At 65.0% G+C, this 24,889-nt stretch carries 20 protein-coding genes and 4 pseudogenes; 15 read left to right on the top strand and 9 right to left on the bottom strand.

Features of this window, described 5'->3' with window-relative positions:
- The 7 genes and pseudogenes from gcvH (at position 1) to AB0L63_RS19025 (ending at position 7,428) form a co-directional block, all read left to right on the top strand.
- Positions 1–405, top strand: a complete 405-nt coding sequence (gene gcvH / locus AB0L63_RS19055; RefSeq protein ID WP_364502229.1) for a glycine cleavage system protein GcvH — start codon at positions 1–3, stop codon at positions 403–405.
- Positions 406–611: 206 nt separating this feature from the next.
- Positions 612–1,880, top strand: coding sequence for a serine hydroxymethyltransferase (glyA, locus tag AB0L63_RS19050; RefSeq protein WP_364502226.1), 1,269 nt, complete (start codon positions 612–614; stop codon positions 1,878–1,880).
- Between the two features lie 79 nt (positions 1,881–1,959).
- A complete protein-coding gene (locus AB0L63_RS19045; RefSeq protein WP_364502224.1) occupies positions 1,960–3,345 on the top strand; it encodes an L-serine ammonia-lyase in 1,386 nt (461 codons plus the stop codon).
- A 180-nt stretch (positions 3,346–3,525) separates the two neighbouring features.
- Positions 3,526–4,023, top strand: a complete 498-nt coding sequence (locus AB0L63_RS19040) for a MarR family transcriptional regulator (protein WP_364502222.1) — start codon at positions 3,526–3,528, stop codon at positions 4,021–4,023.
- 37 nt (positions 4,024–4,060) lie between these two features.
- A pseudogene (locus AB0L63_RS19035) lies at positions 4,061–5,554 on the top strand (MDR family MFS transporter); the annotation flags it as partial.
- Between the two features lie 186 nt (positions 5,555–5,740).
- A complete protein-coding gene (locus AB0L63_RS19030; protein WP_364502478.1) occupies positions 5,741–6,607 on the top strand; it encodes a carboxypeptidase-like regulatory domain-containing protein in 867 nt (288 codons plus the stop codon).
- Entirely contained in the window at positions 6,607–7,428 is an 822-nt protein-coding gene (locus AB0L63_RS19025) for a YceI family protein (RefSeq protein WP_364502219.1), read from the top strand. The genes AB0L63_RS19030 and AB0L63_RS19025 overlap by 1 nt, the downstream gene beginning before the upstream one ends.
- Positions 7,429–7,547: 119 nt before the next feature.
- Here the strand turns inward: AB0L63_RS19025 and AB0L63_RS19020 are convergent, their stop codons facing one another.
- A complete protein-coding gene (locus AB0L63_RS19020) occupies positions 7,548–8,354 on the bottom strand; it encodes a hypothetical protein (RefSeq protein ID WP_364502216.1) in 807 nt (268 codons plus the stop codon).
- A gap of 80 nt (positions 8,355–8,434) precedes the next feature.
- On the opposite strand from AB0L63_RS19020, the gene AB0L63_RS19015 reads away from it, so the two are divergent.
- Together AB0L63_RS19015 and AB0L63_RS19010 are read left to right on the top strand one after the other, a co-directional pair.
- A complete protein-coding gene (locus AB0L63_RS19015; protein WP_364502213.1) occupies positions 8,435–9,262 on the top strand; it encodes a crotonase/enoyl-CoA hydratase family protein in 828 nt (275 codons plus the stop codon).
- Between the two features lie 40 nt (positions 9,263–9,302).
- Entirely contained in the window at positions 9,303–10,853 is a 1,551-nt protein-coding gene (locus AB0L63_RS19010) for an AMP-binding protein (protein WP_364502211.1), read from the top strand.
- On the opposite strand, the pseudogene AB0L63_RS19005 reads toward AB0L63_RS19010, so the two are convergent.
- From AB0L63_RS19005 to AB0L63_RS18985, 5 genes and pseudogenes are all read right to left on the bottom strand, one after another.
- A pseudogene (locus AB0L63_RS19005) lies at positions 10,736–11,008 on the bottom strand (hypothetical protein); the annotation flags it as partial. The gene AB0L63_RS19010 and the pseudogene AB0L63_RS19005 sit on opposite strands and share 118 nt — an antisense overlap.
- Positions 11,009–11,071: 63 nt before the next feature.
- A complete protein-coding gene (locus AB0L63_RS19000; protein ID WP_364502208.1) occupies positions 11,072–12,115 on the bottom strand; it encodes a radical SAM protein in 1,044 nt (347 codons plus the stop codon).
- 149 nt (positions 12,116–12,264) lie between these two features.
- Positions 12,265–12,450 (bottom strand): 50S ribosomal protein L32, encoded by a 186-nt coding sequence (gene rpmF / locus AB0L63_RS18995; RefSeq protein ID WP_364502206.1) that lies wholly within the window; start codon positions 12,448–12,450, stop codon positions 12,265–12,267.
- 569 nt (positions 12,451–13,019) lie between these two features.
- Positions 13,020–13,844, bottom strand: coding sequence for a class I SAM-dependent methyltransferase (locus tag AB0L63_RS18990; RefSeq protein WP_364502203.1), 825 nt, complete (start codon positions 13,842–13,844; stop codon positions 13,020–13,022).
- Positions 13,845–14,161: 317 nt separating this feature from the next.
- Positions 14,162–14,298: pseudogene (locus AB0L63_RS18985) on the bottom strand (transposase); the annotation flags it as partial.
- Between the two features lie 307 nt (positions 14,299–14,605).
- Between AB0L63_RS18985 and AB0L63_RS18980 the strand changes: the two are divergent.
- The 4 genes from AB0L63_RS18980 (at position 14,606) to AB0L63_RS18965 (ending at position 18,942) form a co-directional block, all read left to right on the top strand.
- Positions 14,606–14,890 carry a DUF4342 domain-containing protein gene (locus tag AB0L63_RS18980; RefSeq protein WP_364502200.1) on the top strand — a complete coding sequence of 95 codons (285 nt, stop codon included), beginning with the start codon at positions 14,606–14,608 and terminating at the stop codon, positions 14,888–14,890.
- 46 nt (positions 14,891–14,936) lie between these two features.
- Complete coding sequence (locus AB0L63_RS18975) at positions 14,937–15,398, top strand: CoA-binding protein (protein ID WP_364502197.1); 462 nt, start codon at positions 14,937–14,939, stop codon at positions 15,396–15,398.
- A gap of 219 nt (positions 15,399–15,617) precedes the next feature.
- Positions 15,618–17,078, top strand: coding sequence for a wax ester/triacylglycerol synthase family O-acyltransferase (locus AB0L63_RS18970; protein ID WP_364502195.1), 1,461 nt, complete (start codon positions 15,618–15,620; stop codon positions 17,076–17,078).
- A gap of 235 nt (positions 17,079–17,313) precedes the next feature.
- Complete coding sequence (locus AB0L63_RS18965; protein ID WP_364502192.1) at positions 17,314–18,942, top strand: FAD-dependent oxidoreductase; 1,629 nt, start codon at positions 17,314–17,316, stop codon at positions 18,940–18,942.
- 277 nt (positions 18,943–19,219) lie between these two features.
- Here AB0L63_RS18965 and AB0L63_RS18960 read toward each other — a convergent pair whose 3' ends face one another.
- Positions 19,220–20,860 (bottom strand): GMC oxidoreductase, encoded by a 1,641-nt coding sequence (locus tag AB0L63_RS18960; protein WP_364502189.1) that lies wholly within the window; start codon positions 20,858–20,860, stop codon positions 19,220–19,222.
- 753 nt (positions 20,861–21,613) lie between these two features.
- Here AB0L63_RS18960 and AB0L63_RS18955 point away from each other — a divergent pair.
- Both AB0L63_RS18955 and AB0L63_RS18950 read left to right on the top strand, forming a co-directional pair.
- Complete coding sequence (locus tag AB0L63_RS18955; RefSeq protein WP_364502187.1) at positions 21,614–22,999, top strand: lipase family protein; 1,386 nt, start codon at positions 21,614–21,616, stop codon at positions 22,997–22,999.
- An 87-nt stretch (positions 23,000–23,086) separates the two neighbouring features.
- Complete coding sequence (locus AB0L63_RS18950) at positions 23,087–23,539, top strand: VOC family protein (protein WP_364502184.1); 453 nt, start codon at positions 23,087–23,089, stop codon at positions 23,537–23,539.
- Positions 23,540–23,562: 23 nt separating this feature from the next.
- Here AB0L63_RS18950 and AB0L63_RS18945 read toward each other — a convergent pair.
- Positions 23,563–23,778, bottom strand: a pseudogene (locus tag AB0L63_RS18945) (transposase); the annotation flags it as partial.
- Positions 23,779–23,972: 194 nt separating this feature from the next.
- Positions 23,973–24,779, bottom strand: coding sequence for an MspA family porin (locus tag AB0L63_RS18940; protein ID WP_364502181.1), 807 nt, complete (start codon positions 24,777–24,779; stop codon positions 23,973–23,975).
- Positions 24,780–24,889: the final 110 nt, after the last annotated feature.

Here is a 24,889-nt window from a genome sequence, read left to right as displayed (position 1 = left end):
ATGTCCTCATCCAATCTGCCCGACGACCGCAGCTACACCGCTGACCATGAGTGGGTGGCCATCGAACCGGGAGCCGAGCTCCCCGACCACCCCGTCCGAGTCGGCATCACCTCGATCGCCGTCGACTCGCTCGGCGAGCTGGTCTTCGTGGACCTGCCCGAGGTCGGCGCCACCATAGTCGCCGGCGAGAGCTGCGGTGAGGTCGAGTCCACCAAGACCGTCTCCGAGCTGTACCCGCCGGTCAGCGGCCGTGTGACCCTGGTCAACAGCGCTGTTGTCGACGACCCGAGTCTGGTCACCTCCGACCCCTACGGGGAGGGCTGGTTGTTCGCCGTGCAGCCCGCCGCCGCCGGTGACCTGTTGACCGCCGCCCAGTACGCAGAGCAGAACGGAGTCGTGGCATGAGCGGTCAGGCGCGGAGGCGGCACACGCAGCGCCCCGCTCATGCCAGAAAGGACACAGCATGAGCGGTCAGGCGCGGAGGCGGCAGCGGAGTGTAACCACGCAGCGCCCCGCTCATGCCAGAAAGGACACAGCATGAGCGGTCAGGCGCGGAGGCGGCAGCGGAGCGTAACCACGCAGCGCCCCGCTCATGCCAGAAAGGACACAGCATGAGCATCCTGGACCGGACCCTCGCGGATTTCGATCCCGAGGTCGCCGCCCTCATCGGTAAGGAACTCGAGCGTCAGCGCACAGGGCTCGAGATGATCGCTTCCGAGAACCACGCTCCGATCGCCGTCATGCAGGCGCAGGGTTCGGTGCTGACCAACAAGTACGCCGAGGGCTACCCCGGGCGCCGGTACTACGGCGGGTGCGAGCACGTCGACGGGATCGAGCAACTCGCCATCGATCGAATCAAGGCACTCTTCGACGCGAAGTTCGCTAATGTGCAGCCACACTCCGGAGCCACGGCGAACGCGTCGGTGATGCACGCGCTGATCAAGCCGGGCGACACCATCCTCGGCCTGTCCCTCGCCGCCGGTGGACACCTCACGCACGGCATGCGGCTGAATTTCTCCGGGAAGCTGTACAACGTCGCGGCGTACGGGGTCTCGGAGAGCGACTACCTCATCGATATGGACGAGGTGGCCAGGGCGGCACGCGAGCACAAGCCGCAGCTGATCATCGCCGGCTGGTCGGCCTACCCTCGGCATCTGGACTTCGCCCGCTTCCGCGAGATCGCGGATGAGGTCGGCGCCTACCTGATGGTGGACATGGCCCACTTCGCCGGGCTCGTCGCGGCAGGGCTGCACCCGTCACCGGTCCCGTACGCGCACGTGGTCACCTCGACGACCCACAAGACGCTCGGCGGACCGCGCGGCGGCATCATCCTCACCAACGAGGCCGACATTGCGAAGAAGATCAACTCGGCGGTGTTCCCCGGCCAGCAGGGTGGGCCGCTCGAGCACGTCATCGCAGGCAAGGCGACCGCATTCAAGATGGCCGCCCAGCCCGAGTTCGCCGAGCGGCAGCAGCGCTGCCTCGATGGCGCCAAAATCCTAGCGGAGCGGTTGAATCAACGGGACGTGCGGGACGCCGGCATCTCCGTGCTGACCGGCGGGACCGACGTGCACCTGGTCCTGGTCGACCTGCGGGACGCGGAGATCGACGGCCAGCAGGCGGAGGATCGCCTCGACGCGATCGGAATCACCGTCAATCGCAACGCGGTGCCGTTCGATCCGCGTCCGCCGATGGTGACCTCGGGCCTGCGAATCGGCACCCCGGCCCTGGCTGCCAGGGGTTTCGACGCCGGGGACTTCGAGAAGGTCGCCGACCTCATCGCCAGGGCGTTGATCGCCGCGCCGGAGGCGAACGTGTCGGCGCTGGCGACCGACGTGCGCACACTCGCCGACAAGTATCCCCTCTACCCGGAGCTGTAGAACATGGCCGCGCGGCCCTTACGTCCGCTGCTCGCTGCGCTGCGGCACTCGCTGCGATGATCCGGAAGGACCTCGACTCATGACTGTCAGCGTATTCGACCTCTTCACGGTCGGCATCGGTCCGTCCAGTTCACACACCGTCGGCCCGATGCGGGCGGGCGGGAGGTTCGCCGCGGCCCTCGCTTCCCGCGGTGTGCTCGATGCCGTCGCCGGTGTCCGCGTCGACCTCTACGGATCGCTCGCGGCCACCGGCGCCGGCCACGGCACCTTCTCCGCGATCCTGCTCGGGCTGGAGGGGTATCGGCCGGAGACTATCGAGACGCAGGAGAAGGACCGTCGCCTCGCGACGTTGCGGCAGACCCGTCGGATCATGCTGGGCGGCGTCCGGGAGATCGATCTCGCCGAAGACGAGATCGTGCTGCATCCGTTGACCGTTCGGGACTTTCATCCGAACGCGATGACCGTCGCCGCGACCGACGACGGCGGGCAGGAACTGCTGCGGGAGACCTACTACTCCATCGGCGGTGGCTTCGTGGTCACTGAGTTCGAAACGGACGCGCCGGCGCAGCAGACGGACCCGCCGGCGCTCTCGTTCGGTTCCGCGAAGGAGTTGCTGGAGATCACCGAGCACCATGGGATCTCGATCGGCGACGTGATGCTCGAGCACGAACGTGCGGCCAGGCCCGAGTGCGAGGTGCGCAGCCAGTTGCTGCACATCAGGGACGTGCTGGTGGAGTGCTTCGAGCTGGGTATTTCGCGGGTGGGTTACCTGCCGGGTGGACTGCGCGTCCGGCGTCGGGCCCACGACTGGTACGAACGTCTACGTCGCGAGGATCCCAACCGGGACCCTGCCTTTGCCGAGGACTGGGTCAATCTGGTGGCCCTGGCGGTCAACGAGGAGAACGCCTCCGGGGGACGGATCGTCACCGCTCCCACGAACGGGGCGGCCGGGATCATTCCCGCGGTGCTGCACTACGCCACCCACTACACGCCCATGGGCAAGTCCGATCCGGACGGCACGGCTATTCGTTTCCTGCTGGCGGCGGGGGCGGTCGGGTCCCTTTACAAGGAGCGCGCCTCGATTTCGGGCGCCGAGGTCGGGTGCCAGGGTGAGGTTGGGTCCGCCGCCTCGATGGCGGCGGCGGGGCTCGCGGAGATCCTCGGCGGCACGCCGGCGCAGGTGGAGAATGCCGCGGAGATCGCCATGGAGCACAGCCTGGGCCTGACCTGCGACCCCATCGGCGGGCTCGTCCAGATTCCGTGCATCGAACGGAACGCGATCTCGGCGGGCAAGGCCATCAATGCGGCCCGAATGGCGTTGCGCGGGGACGGAACTCATCGTGTCAGCCTCGACCAGGTGATCGAGACGATGCGTGCGACCGGGCTTGACATGAGCTCGAAGTACAAGGAGACGTCCATGGGCGGGCTCGCCGTCAATGTCTCGGTCAACGTCGTCGAATGCTGATCGAGGGCAAGCGGCGAGAAAAGGAACAGTCGGATCGCTGATTGTCGCCGTTGGAACCTCACCGGCAGAGTCCACGCCAACCCGCCGACGCCAATACCCCACCGCTAGATAGTTGCTTAGCACAAGCAAACTATCTATAGTTGCGTAGCACAAGCAACTAATCTCGTGCTGGGAGTGGGTATGGCAGTGTCACCCGATACGGCTCAGAGCCTGATAAAGGAGCTCTATTTCGTGGGCCGGGCGATCCGCGTTGCCCTCTCGCACCCGGAAGAAGGGCACCTGCTTCCGGGGGGTGTCGGCGTGCTGGGCTCCCTCGAGGCCAGGGGGCCGTGCCGGCAGGTGGATCTGGCCGTGGACTTGTGCATCAGCGCATCGACGTTGAGCAGGCATGTCGCCGAGCTGGTGAGCTCCGGCGATATTGCCCGTCATGCCGATCCCAGCGACGGCCGAGCCACCCTCATCCAAATCACTGACCAAGGACGCGATCTGCTGCGGCGCATCCGGGTGTCGCGGGCACGGGGACTGCAGGCTGCTCTCGCCGATTGGAGCGAGGACGAAGCCGAGCAGGCCGTCGTGGTTGTTCAGAAGCTCAGGAATTCATTGACCGCAGTTGCGCACCACACCGCGGTGGGCGAGCGCGAGCCGGTTTCGACAGAGAGTCAGGAAGTCGATGTCTAATTCAGTCGATGCGGGGACGCGGCGCGATCCGGACGCGATGACCCACCGTCAAGTCCTGGAAGCCATGACCGGGCTGCTGGCAGCGCTGTTCACGGCGCTGCTCAGCACCACGATTGTGTCGACCGCGCTACCCACGATCATCGGCGACCTGGAGGGGTCGCAGACCGCATACGCCTGGGTTATCACCACGGCACTGCTGGCCAATGCCGCGTCCACCCCGATCTGGGGCAAGTTCGCCGATCTGTTCAACAAGAAGCTGTTGGTCCAGTCGGCCATCGTCATCTTCGTCGTCGGTTCGGTGATCGCCGGCGTCGCGGGCAACGTGCCCATGCTGTTGGCGGCACGTGTCATCCAGGGTGTCGGCATGGGCGGGTTGACCGCGCTCGTCGTCGCGATCATCGGCTCCATCGTCGCGCCGCGCGAACGCGGACGGTATTCCGGCTACATGGGTGCCGTGATGGCGGTTTCGATGTCGGGTGGACCCATCCTCGGCGGCGTCATCGTCGACAGTCCGCTCGGCTGGCGCTGGTGCTTCTTCGTGTGTGTGCCCCTGGCCGTGATCGCACTGGTGCTGTTGCAGCGGACCTTGCGGCTGCCCACCGAGCGTAAGGACGGAGTGTCGATCGACTGGCTCGGCGCCACACTGCTCACCGGTGGTGTGTCGATCCTGCTCGTTTGGGTGTCGTTCGTCGGGAAGGCCGGCTACTACGCCTGGCTCTCCAGAGAATCGGCGCTCTACGTCGGCATCGGCGTGCTGCTGCTGATCGCGACCGTGTGGGTCGAGTCCCGCGCCGAGTCGCCGATCATCCCACTGGCGATCGTCACCGAACGCACCACCGGTCTGGCGATCATCGCCTCGATCGCGGTCGGAGTTGGCATGTTCGGTGCGACGACTTTCCTGGGCCAGTACTTCCAGACTGCACGCGGATACTCACCGACTGTGGCCGGTGTGCTGACCATCCCGATGGTCGCGGGCATGCTCGTCGCCTCGGTCGGCTCCGGGCAGCTGATCACCCGGTTCGGCAAGTGGAAGCCTTTCGTCGTCGCAGGCGGCGCGCTGCTGGTGGTCGGATTCACACTGCTCTCGACAATCGACCACGCGACGAACCTGTGGCTGGTCGGTATGTACATCGCCATTGTCGGGCTCGGCGTCGGCATGATGATGCAGAACCTGGTGCTGGCCGTGCAGAACACCGTGAGTGTGCACAACATCGGCGCGGCGTCCAGCAGTGTCGCCTTCTTCCGCACGTTTGGCGGCGCGATCGGTGTCTCGGTGCTCGGTTCGGTGCTGGCTACCCGCGTGAGCGAGCTGTCGGCAGAGGGTTTCGCGAGGCTCGGTGTGACCGCTGGGTCCTCCGGCGGCAGCAACCTGAAGATCGATGCCTTGCCGACACCGATAGCCACGATCGTGCGCGCCTCCTACGGTGATGCGACCGGCCGGATCTTCCTCATCGCCGCGGGTTCGACGGTCGTCGCCCTCATTGCGACCATACTGCTTCCGAACCGGCCGCTGCGCCGTACGATCGACATCGATCCGGCCCTCGACCCGACCACGAAAGAGTCTGCGTTGCAGGACAATCCGACCGCCGCGGACGGCTTGGCCGCACTGGATGCCGAACTGGCTGTACTCGCGGAGTCGAGCTGGGACGAAACCCAACTCTGGGAAGGCGCCGAGCGGGAGTTGTCCGAGCCTGAACCGGTGCCGGCCGCGTCGGTCATGGGGCATGCGGCAGTAGAACAGAACGGTCGTGTGTACCGGGTCGATGCGTCGGCACAGACCGGTGTGTCGGCTGGCGGCTTGTCCGCGTCGGACTTCGACGGTGGGGCGTTGGGCGGTCGTGTCCAGCGTGAGGACGGTCGTCCGGTGCCGGGTGCGGTGTTGACGTTGATTGATCAGGCGGGCCGCCAGGTCGCGCGGGCGAGCAGTGCTGCCGATGGTGGCTATGCGATCACGGTGCGGGAGAGGGGTGGCTATGTGTTGATCGTGTCGGCGATCGGGCACCAGCCGGCGGCGGTCAATGTGTCGGTCGGTCCGCGGCCCCAGCACCTGGATCTGACCTTGGTGGGTTCCGGCGAACTATCGGGTGTGGTCCGGACCGCCGGCCATGGTGTGCCACTGTCGGGTGCGACCGTCACGCTGACCGATTTGCGTGGTGAGGTGGTCGGGGCGGCTGTCACGGGCGGCGACGGCACCTACGTGTGCCACGGTGTGGTGTCGGGTGTCTATACCTTGGTCGCGGTCGCTGAGCATATGCGTCCCAGTGCCACCACATTGACGGTGCCGGACAGTGGTGTGTTGCGTCATGACATCGAGTTGGCCGCGATGGCGGTGCTTGCCGGGACCGCGTGGGCCGACGGCGGCCGGGCGGCGCCGGATGTGCTGGTCAGTCTGCTCGACGCGGCGGGTGAGGTGACCGCGACGGCACGTACCGACGAGAACGGCTGTTATGTCGTGACCGATCTGCCCGAAGGGCAGTACACCGTGGTTGCTCGTGGCTATCCGCCGGTGACCGGGCAGGTCACGGTATCCGGTGGCGAGGTTGCCTACGATGTGCGGCTCGGTTACGAGCCCGGGGATCGTTGATGAGTGGGTTGACCGGTCGTGTTTGCACCGCACAGGGGTGGCCGGTGCCGGATGCGGTGTTGACGGTGACGGATATGAGGGGGCACCAGATCGCCCGCGCGGTCGTCGACGAGACCGGGGCGGTGGGCACCGAGCTGTTGCCTGCGGGTGTTCATATCGCGGTGCTCACCGCCGTCGGGTTCGAGCCGGTGGCGCGGACCGTGCAGATCTCTGCGGCTGGGACGGGTGTGCTCGGTGAGGTGGTGTTGGTGCCGGTCGTGGGGGCGGTGGCATCGCCGCCGCCGGGGCCGTGGACGATCGATCCGGTGCATTCGACGGTGATCGCCACCGTGCGTCATCTGGGTATTGCCAGCATCAAGGCCCGATTCGCGGAGGTGAGTGGGCGGCTCGATATTGCTGAGCCGTTCGAGCGGTCCACGGGGCACGCTGAGATCAAGGCGGCGAGTATCGATACCGGTATCTCGATGCGTGACGATCACCTGCGTTCGCCGGAGTTCTTGGACGTCGACAGTTATCCGCTGATCAGTTTCGTCGGCAGCGGGTTGCGTCGCACCGGTGGTGACACCTGGGTGATGTCGGGTGAGCTGACCCTGCACGGGCAGTGTCGCCCGGTCGATCTCGAGTTGACCTATGGTGGGTTCGGAGCGGATTCGTGGGGTGGTGTGCGTGCTGCGTTCCACGCCGAAACACTATTGCACCGCAACGATTTCGCGATCGATTACAACGCGGTCGTGCGCGCGGGAGTGGCCGCCATCGGCACCACCGTCAAACTCGACCTCGACATCGAAGTCGTACAAGGCGAGCAGCTACCCGCAATCTAGGTAACTGCGGCCGAAATATCTTGTACTGGCGCAAGCATGCAGGCCATGGGAGCCGTGCACAGCGCCGCCGCCTGCGCGCTGATCACAGCGGCGACACCTGAGACGGTAGTGACGATAGGTCAGGTTCTCTGTCCATCTTCGAGTAGCTCGAGCCACAACGTCAGTGCGTGATCCTGAAACTCTTTCATCTGCTCGATCAGTTCGACGAGCGGCGTCAGGGGCGCGAGTTCCTGGGGGAGCAGCGGATCGCGCACGATGGTGCTGATTACTGCGCTGCCGACCAGCAGCGATGTGCGGGCGTTCTCTGCGACTGTCCGGTCATCGCTGGCACGGGCCGCGTCCGCGAGTGCTCGAGATGCTTCCTGCAGGTGTCGTGTCCGCGATATGGTGTCCCACAGGCGACGAATGGCGTCAACGTCTTCGGTGCTCAGCTCGTCGATTCGGTACACGTGGCATTCGGGTGCGGCGCCGAGTCTGGACAAGGTGGTACGGAGCCCGTTGGTGCCGTGATCGAGATTGTTCGGTCGTAGTGCTACCGCAGGAGTCCAGTCGGCCATACCAGCCAGCGACAGTGCGTTGTTGTGTGCGCGCAGTGCCGCACGGTCGCTGCGTTTGACGCGGGAGTGTTCGACCGCGGTCCACGTGCCGTCCCATGGCACCATGCGCTCGATGCGGGTTCGCCAGCTGCTGACCTCGGTATAGGCGGGTAGCGCTTCGGCAAGAAGCGTGTATGTGCCGCGGGTGGTGCGGGTGATTCTTCCTTCCGTACACATCCTGGCGGCAGACACTCTCATGTTCGCCGCGGTCAGTCCCATGATCTCGCCGGCGAGGGTGAGCATGTCGACTCCGAACTCGACCTTTGGACTTGCCGTCAAGAGGTCGAGGATGACCCGGGTGGCGGTGGGCCGCCTGTCGACTTGAAACACAATTTGATCCTACTCTGTTCAATCTTGTTACAAACGGATACGCTCGGCGCAACCGCCAACCGACCGCGAGGAGGCCGGCCGTGTCATCCGACCCTTCCCCCCTTTCCCCTGCACAGACTGCGACAGATGTCCTCGTCGAACGCGACGGTGGTGTCACCACTATCGTGCTCGATCGCCCCGATCGGCGTAATGCCGTCGACGGGCCGATGGCTGCGCAGCTACGTACGGCGTTCGAGCAGTTCGAAGCCGACGACACCCAGCGCGTGGCCATCCTGTGGGGGGCCGGCGGAACATTTTGCGCCGGTGCAGACCTCACCGCAGTGGGAGACCCCGCGCGTCGCCACGAACTCGATCCCCACGGCGGCGGCACCGGGCCGATGGGGCCGAGTCGCATGGCACTCAGCAAGCCGCTGATCGCCGCGGTGAGCGGGTATGCCGTAGCAGGCGGACTCGAACTTGCTCTTCTCGCGGACCTGCGAGTCTGTGAGCAGGATGCAACATTCGGAGTGTTCTGCCGTCGATGGGGGGTACCCCTCATCGACGGCGGGACCGTGCGACTTCCACGCATCATCGGTCAGGGGCGCGCGCTGGACATGATCCTCACCGGCCGCCCCGTGGGGGCCGACGAGGCGCTTTCCTTCGGGCTGGTCAATCGGGTGGTCGAGAACGGCAGCTCACTGGAAGCGGCACGGGAGATCGCGAACCAGTTGTTGCAGTTCCCGCAGGAATGCCTGTTGGTCGACCGGATGTCCACATACCGGTCTTTCGATATGACGCTCGATGCCGCGCTCAGGGCCGAAGGAACCGATGGCGCACCGATCGTCGACCGCGAGGGCGTCGCTGGTGCTGCGCGATTCGCATCCGGGGCCGGGCGTCACGGCAGCTTCACGCACATCCGAACCATGTGAGACACACGAGATTCCGAGACACACAGAAGGATCTTTCACCATGAGCCCATTGACCCGAGACCTGATCGTGCGGGGCGCCCGCCAGCACAGCCAGCGGACAGCAGTGATCTGCGGAGACCGCCGGATGACGTTCCGCGAGGTCGACGAACTCAGCAGTCAGCTGGCACATGCCATGCTTGCGCAAGGATGCGACTACCGTTCACGCGTCGCATTGCTTGTCAACAACAGCATCTACACCGTCCCGACTGACTTCGCATGCGTCAAGGCGGGCATCAACCGCGTCCCGCTCAATTCCCGGCTCTCCATCGAAGAGCACAGCCGGATGATCGCCGAGACCGGCTGTACCGCCCTGTTCTACGGCCCGGACCTGGCCGATCGTGCGCAGCAATTGGCACAGCGATTCCCGCAGCTGCGATGTGTGGGCCTCGAGTCGTCGTTCGACGACGCCCGCACGCTCTTCGAGGTCGCGGCCACCATGCCCAACACTCTCCCCGACATCGCCGTCGAGCCGGACGACGTGATCTTGACCCTATTCACCTCCGGCACCACGGGAGTCCTCAAGGCAGCGCAGCACACCCAGCGCACGTATGCGGGTATCGCACGCAACGTGCTCCTGAACCTCCTGCCGGTTGCGCCCGACGACGTGATGGCGCATTCGGCGTCGCTGATCCACGCCAGCGGGGTGTTCGTCCTCCCGTTCTGGTTGCGCGGTGCCACCACCTTGGTTCTTCCCGGATTCGATCCCGACACCTTCGTCGAGCAGATCGCCACCCACCGGGTCACCTCGACCATCCTGGTACCGACGATGGTCCAGATGCTGTTGCAGCGCACCAGCTTCGACCCCGAGCTCGTCTCGTCGCTGCGATACCTGATCTATGGTGCCTCGCCCATGCCGCTCGTCACGATCAAGGAAGCGATGGCAGCTCTGCCCCACGTGCAGTTCCTGCAGTACTACGGGCAGACCGAGGCTCCGCTGTGTCTGACGGTCCTACGTCACGAGGATCACCATGGCGAACGCCTGCACTCGTGCGGGCAGCCGGCCCTGGATGTCGAGATCAGGCTTGTCGACGAACACGGAAACGACGTCGAGACAGGAACACCCGGCGAAATCGTGGTGCGCGCACCGTCCGCCGTTGCCGGCTACTTCAACGCGCCCGAACTCAACGCGGCCACCTTCACCGAAGGCGGTTGGGTACACACCCGCGACGTCGGCGTCTTCGACGAGCACGGCTTCCTCTACCTCAAAGACCGGCTCTCCGACATGATCGTCTCCGGTGGATACAACGTCTATCCGCGGGAGGTCGAGGAACAACTGCTCGCGCACCCGGCTGTCGCCGAAACGATCGTCGTCGGAGCGCCCGACCCGGTCTGGGTCGAGGCCGTGACCGCCGTTGTCGTCCTCGCTCCCGGCCACGACGAATCCGAACAGCTCCGCAGCGAACTGATCGCCTTCGTCGCCGAAGGCCTTGCCTCCTATAAGAAACCCCGCAACCTCGTGTTCCGCTCATCCGTTCCCAAGACGGCAGTCGGCAAGCTCGACAGGAAGTCCCTGCGCCAGGAGCTTCGCGACCAGAGCGAAACGACCGCCTGACCGAACCATCGATGCCGACGGGTTCGGCGACTGTCGAGTCCTTCCCGAGAGTGCGAGCTCGAGGAAGTATCCGACATCGCCGACCGTGTCGATCTGCCCCGATGTGGGAGGCCGGCGATCAGTCGCAGCAGGGTGGACTTGCCGGCGCCATTGCAGCCGACGAGTCAGGTTCGGCCCGCCGTGCAGGTGCCCCCGAGCGGTCGAGCGCAACAGTACCGTCAGGTCATTCGACTGTGCGGTCTCTGAGGGTGACGACGAAGGTCGTGGACATCGGTGGGTTCTCCTTCAACCACTCGTGGCGAACGGTCAATGTAGTGCGATGGTTTCGGTGTTGTCGGCGCCGGACCGTCGGCGCCTGGTTCGAGGTAGCGGGCGTGCAGTTGTCCGCACGCCGCATCGATGGCGGTGCCGAGTTGGCGGCGCCTGGTTGCTTGGATTCCTTTGGCGTGCAGTCCCTGTACGAATTCGTCGACCCGTCTGCTGCGGGGCGCTCGGTAGGTCGGGTCTGCTCCGGTTGCGTCGTTGTAGCGGATAACGCTGACGTGGAACAACTCCGGTCGGGACCGCTCCCGCACCAGCATGGCGAGAGCGTCGAGGTGTTCGTCGCTGTCATTGACGCCAGCTATGAGCAGGTAAGCGAGATAGATCTTCCTGCGGCTGGCGACCGCATGCCGGTCGAGGATGCTCAGGTTCTCCGCGAGTGGGTATCGGTCCTCGAGGGGAATGATCCGGGCACGTTGATCGGGGAACGGTGAGTGCACCGACAACGTGATCGTCACCTGTGGGTGCTCGTCGACCAATCGGGCGAGGTTCGGTGCGAATCCCACCGTGGACACCGTGAGTCGCCGCGCAGACAGACCTGCGTAGTCGGCGTCGGTGAGAAAGGCAATCGATTCGAACAGGGCGGGGTTCGCAAGTGCCTCACCCATGCCCATGAATGCGACGCTCGCTGGTCGCGAGAGGCCGGCGCGGGTCCAGTGCGGATGCATCACCTGGGCGGCAATCTCGTCGACGGTGAGGTTGCGAACAAGACCCGCCGCTCCGCTCGCGCAGAATGTGCAACCCAGACCGCATCCGGCCTGCGACGAAATGCACATCGAATCCCACCCTTGGCGGTAGTGCGACACGACAGTCTCTATGCGAGAACCGGATTCGGAGGAAAAGAGCACCTTCTCGACGTAGTCGTCGTGCCGTACGGCGACCACGGTAAGGGGGTGCAAGTGCGCGCCGAACCGCTCGGACAATTCACTCCGAAGCCCCACCGGAAGCGTGTGCACGTCAGCGAACGTCTCCGCGGTCGATCCCCGCCAAGCTGAGATCAACTGTTGGAAACGGAACTCCGGCTCTCCGATCTCAGCGAGGTGGTCACGAATCCGACTCCACCGACTACGCGATGTCAGTATGGCGGGACTCACGTGTCACCGTTGCGCACAGGCAGGATCTGGCGACCCTGGTAGAAGCCGCAGTACGCGCACACCCGATGCGGCAGAGTGGCCTTAGCGCACGCTGGATTGGTGCAGGTCGTGAGCGTGGGAACAGGCGCCTTCCACTGCGCGCGACGGTGACGGGAACGTGAGCGAGAGGTGCGATGCTGCATGTGACGGCCTTTCGAGAGAGGTTGCTGGTCAGCAGTGCTGAAAGAAGCGACCGATCACGGGCAGTCGTGGGGCAGCGCAGGTGGATGCTCGATTCCCAAGTGCCGAAAGGTATCCCGGACAGGTCAGCCTGGGCTGAAACGGCCGGATGGGACGGGGAGCTGGCATCGCTCTGTGCGCGGAACATGACCGGTGATCGGTGCAGCGCGAACGTGCCGGGGTGGGATCAGTCAGAAGGCACAGCGAGATGGCGCAGATGTGCGCCAGGCCATAACCTTTGACGAAACGGGTGAGGTCATTCACCGGGGCGCAAATCCGCGCCCTACTCGGTAAAGGCCACCGGCAGTTCGGTGGCTAGATTCTGTCGACCTCGATGATCATGGAACCAGCCTATCAGCAGGTTTCGAGCGGGGCCCGACAGGGGTTCGAGCCGATGCGGTCGAGCGAATCGCGGCCGCGCGGGCCTCGGTGTCGCAGTAAAGTTTCCGCGTTCGCGCGTCGAGATGCGGCGATTTCCGGCAGTTCCGACGAGTGGAACAACGCTCGGGCCGTAATGGATTGTGTCGCATGCTCAGAACCGGCAGCGCAGGGTCGCCGCGGAGTAGCGATAGGCCGGGATGGCGTAGACGAGCACGCACAGGAGTTTGTTCCACAGCGGCGTGGCGCGTTGTAGCCGTGGATCGGCTTGGCTGCGACGGTCCAGGCACTGCAGGCGGGTATCAATCCGTGCCAACTCGCTGAGATCATCGAGCGTCCAGTCCAGCTGGATGCCGTACTTGCGGAAGAAGGGGCGGTAGTCGGTCTTGCGTTTGTTCTTCTTCGTCTTCGAGGAATAGGCCGTGAAGACGAATTCGCCGCGTGGGAAGTGATCGATGACCTGACGAAACGTGGTGCGCACCTGATCGGGCGTCAGGAACATCAGTAGGCTGTCGGCCACGGCGATCACCGGTCGGTCACCGGGGATCTGTTCCAGCCAATCCGGATCGGTGACCGACGCGCCCACAGCGAAGTAGCCAGGACGTTCAGGGTAGAGACGGTTGCGTGCCTCGATGAGCGTCGGGAAATCCACGTCGTACCAGAGATGTCCGAAGCCGGGATCGATTCGGAAGACGCGGCTGTCGAATCCGGAGCCGAGGTCGAGCACGATCGCGTCGGGGTTGTCGGCCAGGAAACGCCGGACCCACTCATCCAGCAGCCTGGACCGGGCGGCAACGAAGAACCGGGCGTAGGCATCGTTGCGGAACTGAGTGAAATCGAAGTCCAGATTCCCCATGACAGTAGCTGCCCAGGTGTCCTTCAGCAGCGAGTGGCGATCCTCGGCGTCGCGCCAGCGCAAGTACAGCGTCAGAAAGGCGGTCGCCTGCGAGCCCATGACATCGACGGTGATCGGTTGCATTGCACCTGCCTCCTCGATGGTGTAACAGCGTGAGGAATGTGCTCTCCGTGAGAATCACTCTACTGAGGCGGAAGGCCGACGGGCGCGATTACCCTTACATCGATCGCTGCGCGATCGACCATGCCTCATGTCGTTGTTTCGCCGCCTCTGCGGCGAGTCGAAAATCCTTGTGTTGCTTGATGTTCCGCTTGTGATCGACGCACAATCACGGCGTTTCGCCGAGTGTCGGGATCCGGCGTGCCTGCCGACGGCTGGACCCGGTTGATCGAGGTCGGCGGAACTTGATCTTGTGTCAGGTTTGTGCGTCGGGCTGACAGGATCAGGGCGTGCCCGTGCCGGGATGCATACGCCAGGAACACTCCGATCTGGCAATTCTCCGTACGCCCGGTGTGCCGGAGTACTGCCGTTGCACGCCAGCGGATTTGGTGCCCTTCTTCGAGAATTCGGTCTCGTCACCCGTTTGAGTCGTGGTTGGTGACGCGGGTGATGGCCCACCACTGTTGGTTCGTCTGGGCATCCGGGTCACTCGGCTCGTGTTGGTACCAGAGGTCGATGCTCGGCGAGGCACCGATCAACCGGTCGCGAATCGGACCCCGGCAGTCAGGCCGGTCGGCCCGGTGAGGGGTGGACCTTCGGCCCTGCCGCGACGCGGTCCCGAAGACGACGATGTGAAGAAAACGGGGGTCCGGCCATGAGCCGGACATCGAGGCTGAGCCGCAGGAACGAGAGGACGCGGTCTGCTCGACAGCACAGCGGAGACGGTGAACGGAACGACGCAGCAAGCGACGACATCGACAGAGAAGATCGACGTGAAGGGTGCCCACCTTGTGGAGCGGGTCAAGGAACTGGTCCACGAAGGCAACGTTCGTCGGATCGTCCTCGAGGACTCCGACGGCAAGACCGTGATGGAGGTCCCCGTGACGGTCGGTGTGGTCGGCTTCCTCCTCGCGCCCACCGTTGCCGCGATCGGAGCGCTCGCCGCGCTCGCCGCGGACTACTCGATCGAAGTCGAACGAGAGACGCCAACTCGACAGACGCCGGCGTAGGTAATGCGGGCGTGCGACGCGTAACTGGAGGTGGACGATGCCGACAATGAAGGAAGCGGCTTCCGCGTTCCTTGCGAACAAGCGGATCGCGGTGACGGGTGTATCGCGGAAACCCAAGGAGCACGGATCCAACATTGTGTACAAGCGTCTGCGCGACCGCGGGTATGAGGCGTTCGCGGTCAACCCCAATGCCGACAAGGTTGAGGGTGCGCGCAGCTATCACGACCTGAAGAGCATCCCCGGAGGGGTCGACGCCGTCGTCATCGCCACCGCGCCCGACAAGGCCGAGAGCACGATGCGCGAGTGCGCCGAGCTGGGGATCAAACACGTATGGATGCACCGGTCCTACGGTGCGGGCAGCGTCAGCGACACAGCCACGGCCTACGGGCGTGAGCACGGCATCACCGTGATCGATGGTGGATGCCCGCTGATGTTCGAACCGACCGCCGACCTCGGCCACAAGGTCATGCGCGTGATCTACAGGACTCACGTCCCGAAGACCGTGTGACCACTGTCGCGAGTCGTGTCGGCGCCGGTCCACCCGACGTAGGAGGGTGTCATCGCCTTCTTGGAAGACATCGCTTCAGTTGCGCCGAGGTGCGTCCGGGCCGACCAGAGGGGTTCGCGGCCGAAACGACCGAGATCGTGCGGGTGACCCGAGAGAAGGACACGCCAAGGCCTCGGAACCGCGGCGGCTGTCTATGCCATAAGGAAGGGACGTGAGGTCATGGCCGAGACGCGTCTCCTGGAACGGGTGACCGCTTCGGACCTGTTCCTGCTGCTCTGGGACGACTACGGCTGGTCCACCGACATCGGCGGGCTCGCCATCCTCGACGGCACAAGCCTGCTCGACGAGGACGGCGGCGTCCGACTCGACGCGGTCCGGCGACACCTCGAGCCGAGAATGCACTTGGTGCCTCGCTTCAGGCAGCTGCTGTACCGGCCTCGCCTCGGGCTGGGCTGGCCGCTGTGGATCGACGCCTCCTCCTTCGACCTCGCTGAGCACATCCACGTCCATGCGCTTGCGCCCGGCGACCCGGACCAGCTGCTGCAGGCATGCCAGCAGTTGGCCCGGCGACCGTTCGATCCCGCCCGGCCGCTGTGGGAGCTGTGGCTGCTGCCCGGCGTGCCGGACCAACGGGTCGGCGCCTTCTTGAAGCTGCATCACGTCCTCGCCGACGGCCCCGCCGCGATGGCCGCCTTCGGGGCGCTGCTCGACCGAACCGCCGACGCGCCTGTCGAGGGTGCACCGCCGTGGTCGCCGACACCCACCCCGTCCACCGGTGAGCTGCTCCGCGATAACCTGCGACGCCGCCGACAGGAACTAGGGCTCGGGTGGTCGGGCCTTGTCCATCCGAGCAGAACACTGCGCCGGGCGCGCCGCGCGTTGCCGGCCTGGCGGGAGGTACTCACCGAAAAGCCTGCCCCACGAACCAGCCTCAACCACCCCGTAAGCTCCGAGCGCCGACTGGCCATCGTCCGCGGCCGCCTCGACCCCATCAAACACGTCGCCCATGTCCATCACGCCACGGTCAACGACGTGGTGCTGACCGCGGTTGCCGGCGGCCTGCGCCAGCTGCTGGCAAGCCGCGGCGAGGATGTTCAAGGGCTCGTCCAGCGCGCGATGGTGACCATCTCCCACCACGAAGCACGGCCCGGGGAAGCGCAAGGCAACACGCCCGGATGGATGATGGTGCCGCTGCCGGTCGGTGAGCCGGACCCGGTGTGCCGGCTCACGTTGATCGCCGCAGAGACAGCCGCACGGAAGGATAAAGCTCGCCCCGAAGCGGGCAGTGGGATCTTCAGATTCGTCGCCGGCCAGCGCATCTGGTACCGGCTGTTTCCGCGGCAGCGGTCAGTGAACCTGGTCGTGAGCAACGTCCCGGGTCCGCCGATGCGGCTGTATCTCGCCGGCGCGCCACTGCTGGAGGTGTTCCCCCTACTGCCGCCCATGGGCAACCTGACACTCGTCGTCGCCGCCCTGTCGTACGCCGGCCAGCTCAACCTCACTGTCGCCGCTGACCAGGACAGCTGCCCGGACGTGGAGGTGTTCGCCCACGGGGTGCGCAATGCCCTCGACGACTTCGCGCAACCGGTCCTGAGGTCTGAGACAGGCGGTCGGGCCGGCGCCGCGGAGTCGATATCGACGCCCGACGCGGCGGCTACGCCGCATCGGTCACCGCGGTGATCGATCCAGCGCCTCTCCGGGTGTGCCCGGCGACCAGGGCTCCCAGCCGACCCAGCATGCCGCTGGACCCGCCAGGCGGCGAGGTGTCGTGACGCGGGGAAATCGTCAAAGAGGCGGTCATCACAATTCTCCTTCATACCCCACGGGGTATATTGCTACTTAAGGAAGATACCCCTAGGGGTATATTGAGTACAGAACGGACATAGCGCTGCTGTGGCCTGTTGAGAGGTGGGAGATGAAGGTTGTGATCGTCGGTGGAGTCGCGGGCGGAATGTCTGCCGCGACTCGCCTGCGCAGGCTGATGGAATCGGCGGATATCGTCGTACTCGAACGGGGCGATCATGTGTCGTTCGCGAATTGCGGTCTGCCCTACTACGTCGGCGGGGTGATTCCGAAGCGGGAATCACTTTTGCTGCAGACTCCGGCGTCGCTGGCGGCGCGGTTCCGGCTGGATGTGCGGGTGCGACACGAAGTGGTGGCGCTGGACCCGACGAGCCGGACCCTCACCGTGCGCGAACTGGACTCGGGCCGTGAGTATGCCGAGTCCTTCGACGACCTGGTGCTCAGTACGGGCGCTGCCGCGATTGTGCCGCCGTTGCCGGGTGCCGAACGCGCCCTGGTGCTGCGTGATGTCGCTGATGTCGATCGGCTGGCCGAGGCTGCCGGCGATGCGCGGTCCGCGGTAGTGGTCGGGGCCGGTTTCATCGGTGTGGAGATGGCCGAGAACCTGGTGCGACGGGGTGTTTCGACGACCGTGGTCGAACGTGGCTTGCAGGTTCTGGCACCGCTGGATGTCGAGATGGCCGCGCCGGTCGCGGCCGAGATGCGCGAGCACGGGGTCCGGCTGGAGTTGGGCGCCGAGCTGGCGCGCATCGACGTCGATACCGTGACACTGTCCGATCAGCGGGTGGTTCCGGCCGATCTGGTGGTCATGGCGATCGGGGTGCGCCCGGAAAGCGCACTCGCGCGGGAGGCCGGTATCGAAATCGGTTCCGGCGGTGGCATCATCGTCGATGATCGGCTGCGCACCTCGATGTCGCATATCTACGCTGTCGGCGATGTGGTGGCGAAGAAGGACGCTGTCACCGGAGAGTCGACATTGGTCCCATTGGCCAATGCGGCGAATCGGCAGGGGCGATTGGTCGCGGACGTGGTCGCCGGGCTACCGGCCATCGACCCGCCCGCGCAGGGCACCGCGATCCTCGGGGTCTTCGACCTCACCGCGGCCATGACCGGATGGAGCGAGAAGCGACTGCGCGCTGCGGGCCGTCCATTCCGTGTTTTGCACTCGCATCCACTCGCCCACGCCGGTTACTACCCCGATGCGCGCGCGATGTCGGTGAAATTGCTCGTCGATCCGGACACCGACCGGATCCTGGGTGCGCAGGCCGTCGGCGGTGCGGGCGTCGACAAGCGGATCGACGTACTGACCACCGCGATGGCGGGTGGTATCCCGGCCTCCCGGCTGATGGATCTGGAACTCGCATACGCACCGCAATTCGGTTCGGCCAAGGATCCGGTGAACATGCTCGGCTATATGGCCGATAATCTGCGCACCGGAGCGATCCGTACGGTGCAGTGGCACGAAATCGACGATGCGATCGCGCTGGGATGGCAGACGGTCGACGTGCGATCACGGGAGGAGTACGCCGCCGGCTCGATTCCCGGCGCACGCAACATCCCGCTGGACGAACTCCGCGATCGAGCGGCCGAGATCCCCGCCGGTCCGGTCCTGGTCTTCTGCCAGGTGGGTCAGCGCGGTAACAGCGCCACCCGGTTGCTGACCCAGCTCGGTCGGGACGCGGTCAATCTTGATGGCGGCTACCGAACCTGGCGCGACGCCACCGCCGACCGGACCCGCTAGCCCTGTCGAAGAAAGGAAACAGCAGAATGTGCCAACGAATCGTCTGCCGCAGCTGCGGCAAGCCCGGCTATTCCGGGTGTGGCAATCATGTCGAACAGGTGCTCGGTAATGTGCCGAAGGCGCAGCGGTGTTCCTGTTCCGACCAGCCGCGCCGCCGCCGCTAGGCGCAAGGTCGGAGTCAGCCGGAGCCCTCGCGCAGGATGTGCAGACCTGGACACAGGTGCTGCAGCCATGAGCCGACCACGAGCTGTTCGGCGCGTGGTCGGCGGGCCGAGTGTTATGCCAGGTCGGTGGCGATGATCTTTTCGATATTGCGTTCCGCGAGGCCGCTGATCGTCAGGAAGGGATTGACGCCGGTGCTGCCCGGAATCAGCGATCCATCGATGACGTACAGCCCGGAGTACCCGTTGAGGCGGCCGTAGTTATCGGTGGCCTGTCCGAGTAGACAGCCGCCGAGGGGGTGGTAGACGAAGTCGTCGCCCCAGACCTTGTAGAGGCCGAACAGATCGGACCGATAAATCGTGCCCGCCTTGGAATTGATGGCATCGAATACGCGTTTCGCCGCATCGATCGACGGCTGGGTGTAGGACGCCTGCCAGGACAGATCTACGCCGCCGGTGGACGAGTTGTAGGTGAACTCGGCGCGGTTGGGGTTCTTGGTGATCGCCAGGTAGAGATTCACACCGTTCTCGGTACTTGTTGGGAACGGGGCGATTTCGGCGAATACCGGACCATTGGGATCGGCCCAGTTGTCGATGCCCATGCAGGGAATCGCGGATTGCAGCGCACCGGTCAAATCCAGTCCGGCCCGACCGACCATCACATTGCCGTTATTGCCCCAACCCGTGCCGACCGAATCGGCCAGATTGGGCAGCTTCCCCAATGCCTTCATGGTCACGAGCAACTTGCTGGTGCCGACGCTGCCCGCTGCGAAGAAGACCTTGTCCGCGGTGACGGTCTTGGTCGCCACGGTATTGCCGAGCACGTCGATCTGCGTGATGACCACCGTGTAGCCGCTCGCGGCCGGTGCCACGCTGGTGACCTTGTGCAGCGGGGAGATGCTCAGCTTGCCGGTCGCGGCGGCCACCGCCAGATAGGTCTTGTCGAGCGAACGCTTTCCGTGGTTGTTGCCATAGATCACCTCACCGGCCAGCGCCGAGCGCGTGACGGTATTCGCCTGCTCCTGCTGCATATAGCTGAAGTCGTAGACATTGGGCACGAATGTCGTTGTGTAGCCGGCGTTATTGGCGGTTGCGCGACTGGCCCGCGCGTATTTGTAGCATTCGGCGGATTCGAACCAGGCCGAGTCGATATTATTGACGCCGAGCGCGGCCTGCGCCCGGGGAAAGTAGGTGGAGTACATTGTCGTCGCGTCGACCGACGGCAGGATCTGTTGGAAGTAGCTCTGTTTCGGCAGTGGCGCCATACCGCCGTTGACCAGCGAGCCGCCGCCCACCCCACGGCCCTGATACACCCGGGTTGCCGCGAAATTCTCCGAATCGAGCACGCCCGCGTCACTGGGGCTGATATCCCGGTTGATATCCACCCCGACGAAATAGCCGATCGGCTGATCGGTCCTGGCCCGGAACCAATACGAGCGCTCGTCCGGATTGATCATGGTGCAGAAGACTTTTCCGTCCGAGCCGGGCGTGGTCCAGTTCTGTCCCATCTCGATCATCGCCACCTGCTTACCTGCCTGGCACAGGCGCAGCGCGGCGACCGCGCCGCCGTAGCCGCTGCCGATGATCAGATTCGGCACGTGATCCCCGTTGCCGATGGGTGCCGCTGATGCCTTGGCGGTCCACGCGGCCGGGCTCAGCGCCATCGCTCCGGCCGCAATCGCAGTGCCCGCCAAGAATTTCCGGCGATTAATTCCTTGGCGAATGCCGGTGTTGGCCGAGGGGCGTCGGTCGTACATGAGCGAAACCTTCCGATGTGAGGCGTAGAAGAGTGCCTCGAGTCGGCAGACTGTAACAGGTTCTATTTGGCCATTCGGGCGAATTCTGATGTTGATGTGTCATAATGTGCGCGAGGCCGTGGACCGCCCAATTGTGTTGGCCCACAAGGCACTTCGATCGCCGCATTGATGCCTGTCGAGATATCGGAAGCGCCGCGGTCGAATATGCAGCGGCGAACTTGTCAGAACGTGTTGCTGAAACCGGCCCCGGACCGGTCCGCGGCGACTCGGCGGGCACGTGTTCAGTTCAAGCACCGGGCGGTGCTACTCGGCACCGATCGCAACGAGTTGGAGCGTCGAGCATGATCAGCGGACCAGTATCGGCGAGCGGATCACGAGTCCAGATGTCGGCTGCGTAGCCGGTACGCCTCGATGGCCGCGATATCTTCGATGTCGGCAAGGCGTGCCTGGCGGTATTCCGGCTGCGGCGCTCTTACGATGTCCATGAGTTTTCCTGGTGCCGGGGCATAGGCGGTCGCGGACCACTGCACCGAGAACGATACGCGGCTGACCCACGCCCGGAGAATGTCAGTGGATCGGGTGCGGCGGCACGTTCGGCGGTCCGTGTAGATTGCTTGCGCGCCACTGTTTTTCAGAAGTTGTGGTCGGCCAGCATGTCGCGTGGGCTTCGTCGTGAGAAGTCCACACAGCTCTGAACTGAGATTCCGCTGCGACATGGTCTGGCTCGTCGGTGTTGAGTGTAGAAGGGGTCAGATGTCGAGTCTTCGAGCTGTTGTCGTTGCGAGCGTGCTGGGTTGCGCGCTGCTGGTGGGGTCGGTGCCCGCATCCGCCGACCCGACCGACGACCCGGCGGCACCGGTGTCGCCGGGCCCGTCCGACCTGCAGCGATGGATCAATACCGATATCCCCGCGCCCGCGCTCCCACCCGTGGTGTCCCCGTCGTCCGGTGAGGTGCCCCCGGACTTGGCGGCGTTGTGGCAAGCGGTGCGGCCTGCGCCGTCGGGGGATCGGATGTTCGACGAATGGCCAGATGGGCTCGGTGGTCTCGCTCCCGGCGATATCGTCGAGTGGCGTGATGTGACAGCGACTTCCGCACTGCTGGCGATGGTACCGATTCAGCGGGCGATCCTGCTGAAGTTCCGGACAACGGACGCCTCGGGCAAGCCATCCTTCGGCACCGCGACAGTGGTGATTCCCGCCGCCGCCTGGACCGGTCCGGGGGATCGGCCGGTCTTGGTGAATGCCCTACCGATCAATTCGCTCGGTCTCAGCTGCACGCCGAGCTACGCGATGGCGCACGGGTTTCATTCCAATTTCAATTCGGGTGATCTGATACCGCCGAATACCGCCTGGGCGCTCAGTCGCGGCTATGCGGTGCTGATTCCCGATCACGAGGGTCCGTTGATGGCCTACGCCGAACCGATGGTCGCCGGGCATGTGCTGCTGGATTCGATTCGCGCGGTGCGTGGTGCGCTGCCGACCGAATTCACGGGCAGCCGTTTCGCGATAACCGGGTATTCCGGTGGCGCGATCGCATCGTATGCGGCCGCGATGCTGCTCGACGAGTACGCGCCGGAACTATCCGGTGTGGTGGTCGGGGCGGCCGTGGGCGGACTGGTGACCGACTATCGAATGGTCGCCGAGCACTTCAACGGAAACATGGCCTCCGGCATTCTGCTGGTAGTCGCGCTGGCGATGAGCCGGGAGCATCCGGAGATTCTCGGCTACATGAATCATCTGGCGCAGTGGGCGGCGACCTCGCCGATCAAGGACACCTGCGGCGCCACCAACGGCCCGCTCGGTGTGGTCGGCATCCCGATCGATGTCGCCGCCAATATCAGCGACCCGCTGCGAAGCGATATTGCCGACCGGATCTTCGCGCGCCTCAACCTGACCGACCGTAAATCGGGCGCGCCGCTCTATATCTATCACGCCGCCAACGACATCTGGATCCCGCGTGAGAACGGCGACGATCTTTATCGGGACCAATGCGCGCGCGGCGTCCCGGCGGTGCACCGCACCGAACCCGGCGAGCACGTCATTGCCCTGTTCACTGGTTTTCCTGGCGAGACCGACTGGATCGACGGACGTTTGCGCGGCGAGCCCGCCCCCAGCGAATGCCCAGCGCCACCTCGGTGAGTGCGGATCGGCGGTCATAGTGGTGAGATGCCGCTACGGAGATGGCGGCTCGCACAGTGCGTCACCGGGGTGCGGTAGGTTCCGGCCATGGCTCTGAACTGGAAACTGGTCATCGACACCAGAAACGCCCCCGCCCTCGCCGACTTCTGGGCCGCGGCCCTGGAGTACGAGGTAGAGGACCCAAGCGCCCTCATCGAGCAACTACTGGCCGCCGGCCACCTCACCGCGGAGGCGGTCGTCGAACACCACGGCCGCAAAACCTTCCGCGGCTACGCCGCCGTCCGCCACCCCGACGACCCATTCGACCCGACCAGCGGCGTCGGCCACGGTCGCCGCCTGCTCTTCCAAGACGTCCCCGAAGCCAAATCCGGCAAGAACCGCCTACACATCGACATCCACAGCACCCCCGGCCCCCTCGACGCCCTCGTCACACGCTTGGAAGCACTGGGGGCCACCCGCGTCCGCGAGGTCGATAAGGGACCCGCAGGTCATTGGTGGGTCATGCGCGACCCCGAAGGCAATGAATTCTGCGCCGCATAGCGTCCCGCCGAGTGCTGATTCAATAGTCGCAGCAGAAGCCATTTGGGTTTCCAGCGGCGTGCGGCGTGGTCATGCAGGGCGAGCATCTGCATCCATGCGGTGAGTTCTGTTGCCGGACAGACGATCTCGATCCAGATCCGGTTCTGGTCGAATCCCTGCAATGGGAGGTTGGTCAGGCCGGTGTTCTCAGCGTCGCGGATGCGGTATTCGCGGTGGGCGCGGTGGCGGTGCCGCAGTTCCGGTACCACTCCGGTGAGCGTTTCGCTCACACCACCCTCGGACGCTGGAACGCGCGAGCGAGCTATTGCGATCACCCCAGCGAGACCGATCGCCGCGGACAAGACCCAGACCGCAACGCCTCGCTGACGGCGGCCGATGCCGGCGCCCTGGATGACCACGACCAGCGACATCGGCCACCGCCAGCGACATCGGTTCAGAAGGTGAACTGGCTGCCGTAGGCGGTGGTCTGCACAGTCCCTGCTGGGGTACTCACTGTGGCGGTGACGAACGGGACGGCCGATGCCGGTGAGGCACACTGGGCGACGTTCAACGCGGCGTTGTTGAAAATGAAGTGGTATGGGAACACGGTCTTTTCGTCCAGGTCTGCCGTCACTGTCGTGACGGTGGTGATCTGGCCCGGTGCCAAGGTGGCCTCCACGACCTCTGTCACGCCCAGAGTTCCGCCGACGGTTGGTGCGAGGCCCACGGTGGGCGCGTTGACCGGAATACTCGTCGGGATGGTGGTGGGAACCGTAGGGGTGATGGTGGGAATCGTAGGGGTGACGGTGGGAATCGTAGGGGTGACGGTGGGAACTGTAGGAGTGATGGTGGGAATCGTAGGGGTGACGGCGGGAACCGTAGGGGTGACGGCGGGAATCGTAGGGATGGTGGTGCTGGGAATCGTGGGGATGGTGCTGGGAATCGTAGGAGTGGTGCTGGGAATCGTAGGGATGGTGCTGGCAATCGGCGTTGTGGGCCGCGGTGTCAGCGGCGCACTAGGCGCGCTACCAGTGCTCGGCAGGCTGACGGGGGCTGAAACGTTCGACGGGGTGAAGGAGAGAGAGGGGGAGATACTGGCCAACAGCCCTTGATTGGGTTCGATTCCGACGGTGACGCCGCCGGCCACACTGATCCCGCAGCCGAGGAGGAAGCCTGCGACGGCCTGGCCGCCTGTTACCCCATCGCCCTCCACGTTCAGCGCGAAGTCGCCGGACAACTGCGCGGCACGCGCGAACGTCATGAGGAAGTTCGGAGTTCGGTCGCCGGCTGGGTCCACTCGGACGTTGTCTACCGATGCCGTCAGATGAATCCCTGCACCGGAAATGTCCGCACCGGGCGGTTGGGCTCGGC

Source organism: Nocardia sp. NPDC051990 (assembly GCF_040680755.1).
In the GTDB taxonomy this organism is placed as follows: Bacteria; Actinomycetota; Actinomycetes; order Mycobacteriales; family Mycobacteriaceae; genus Nocardia.
This window is presented reverse-complemented; position numbering and strand designations above follow the sequence as displayed.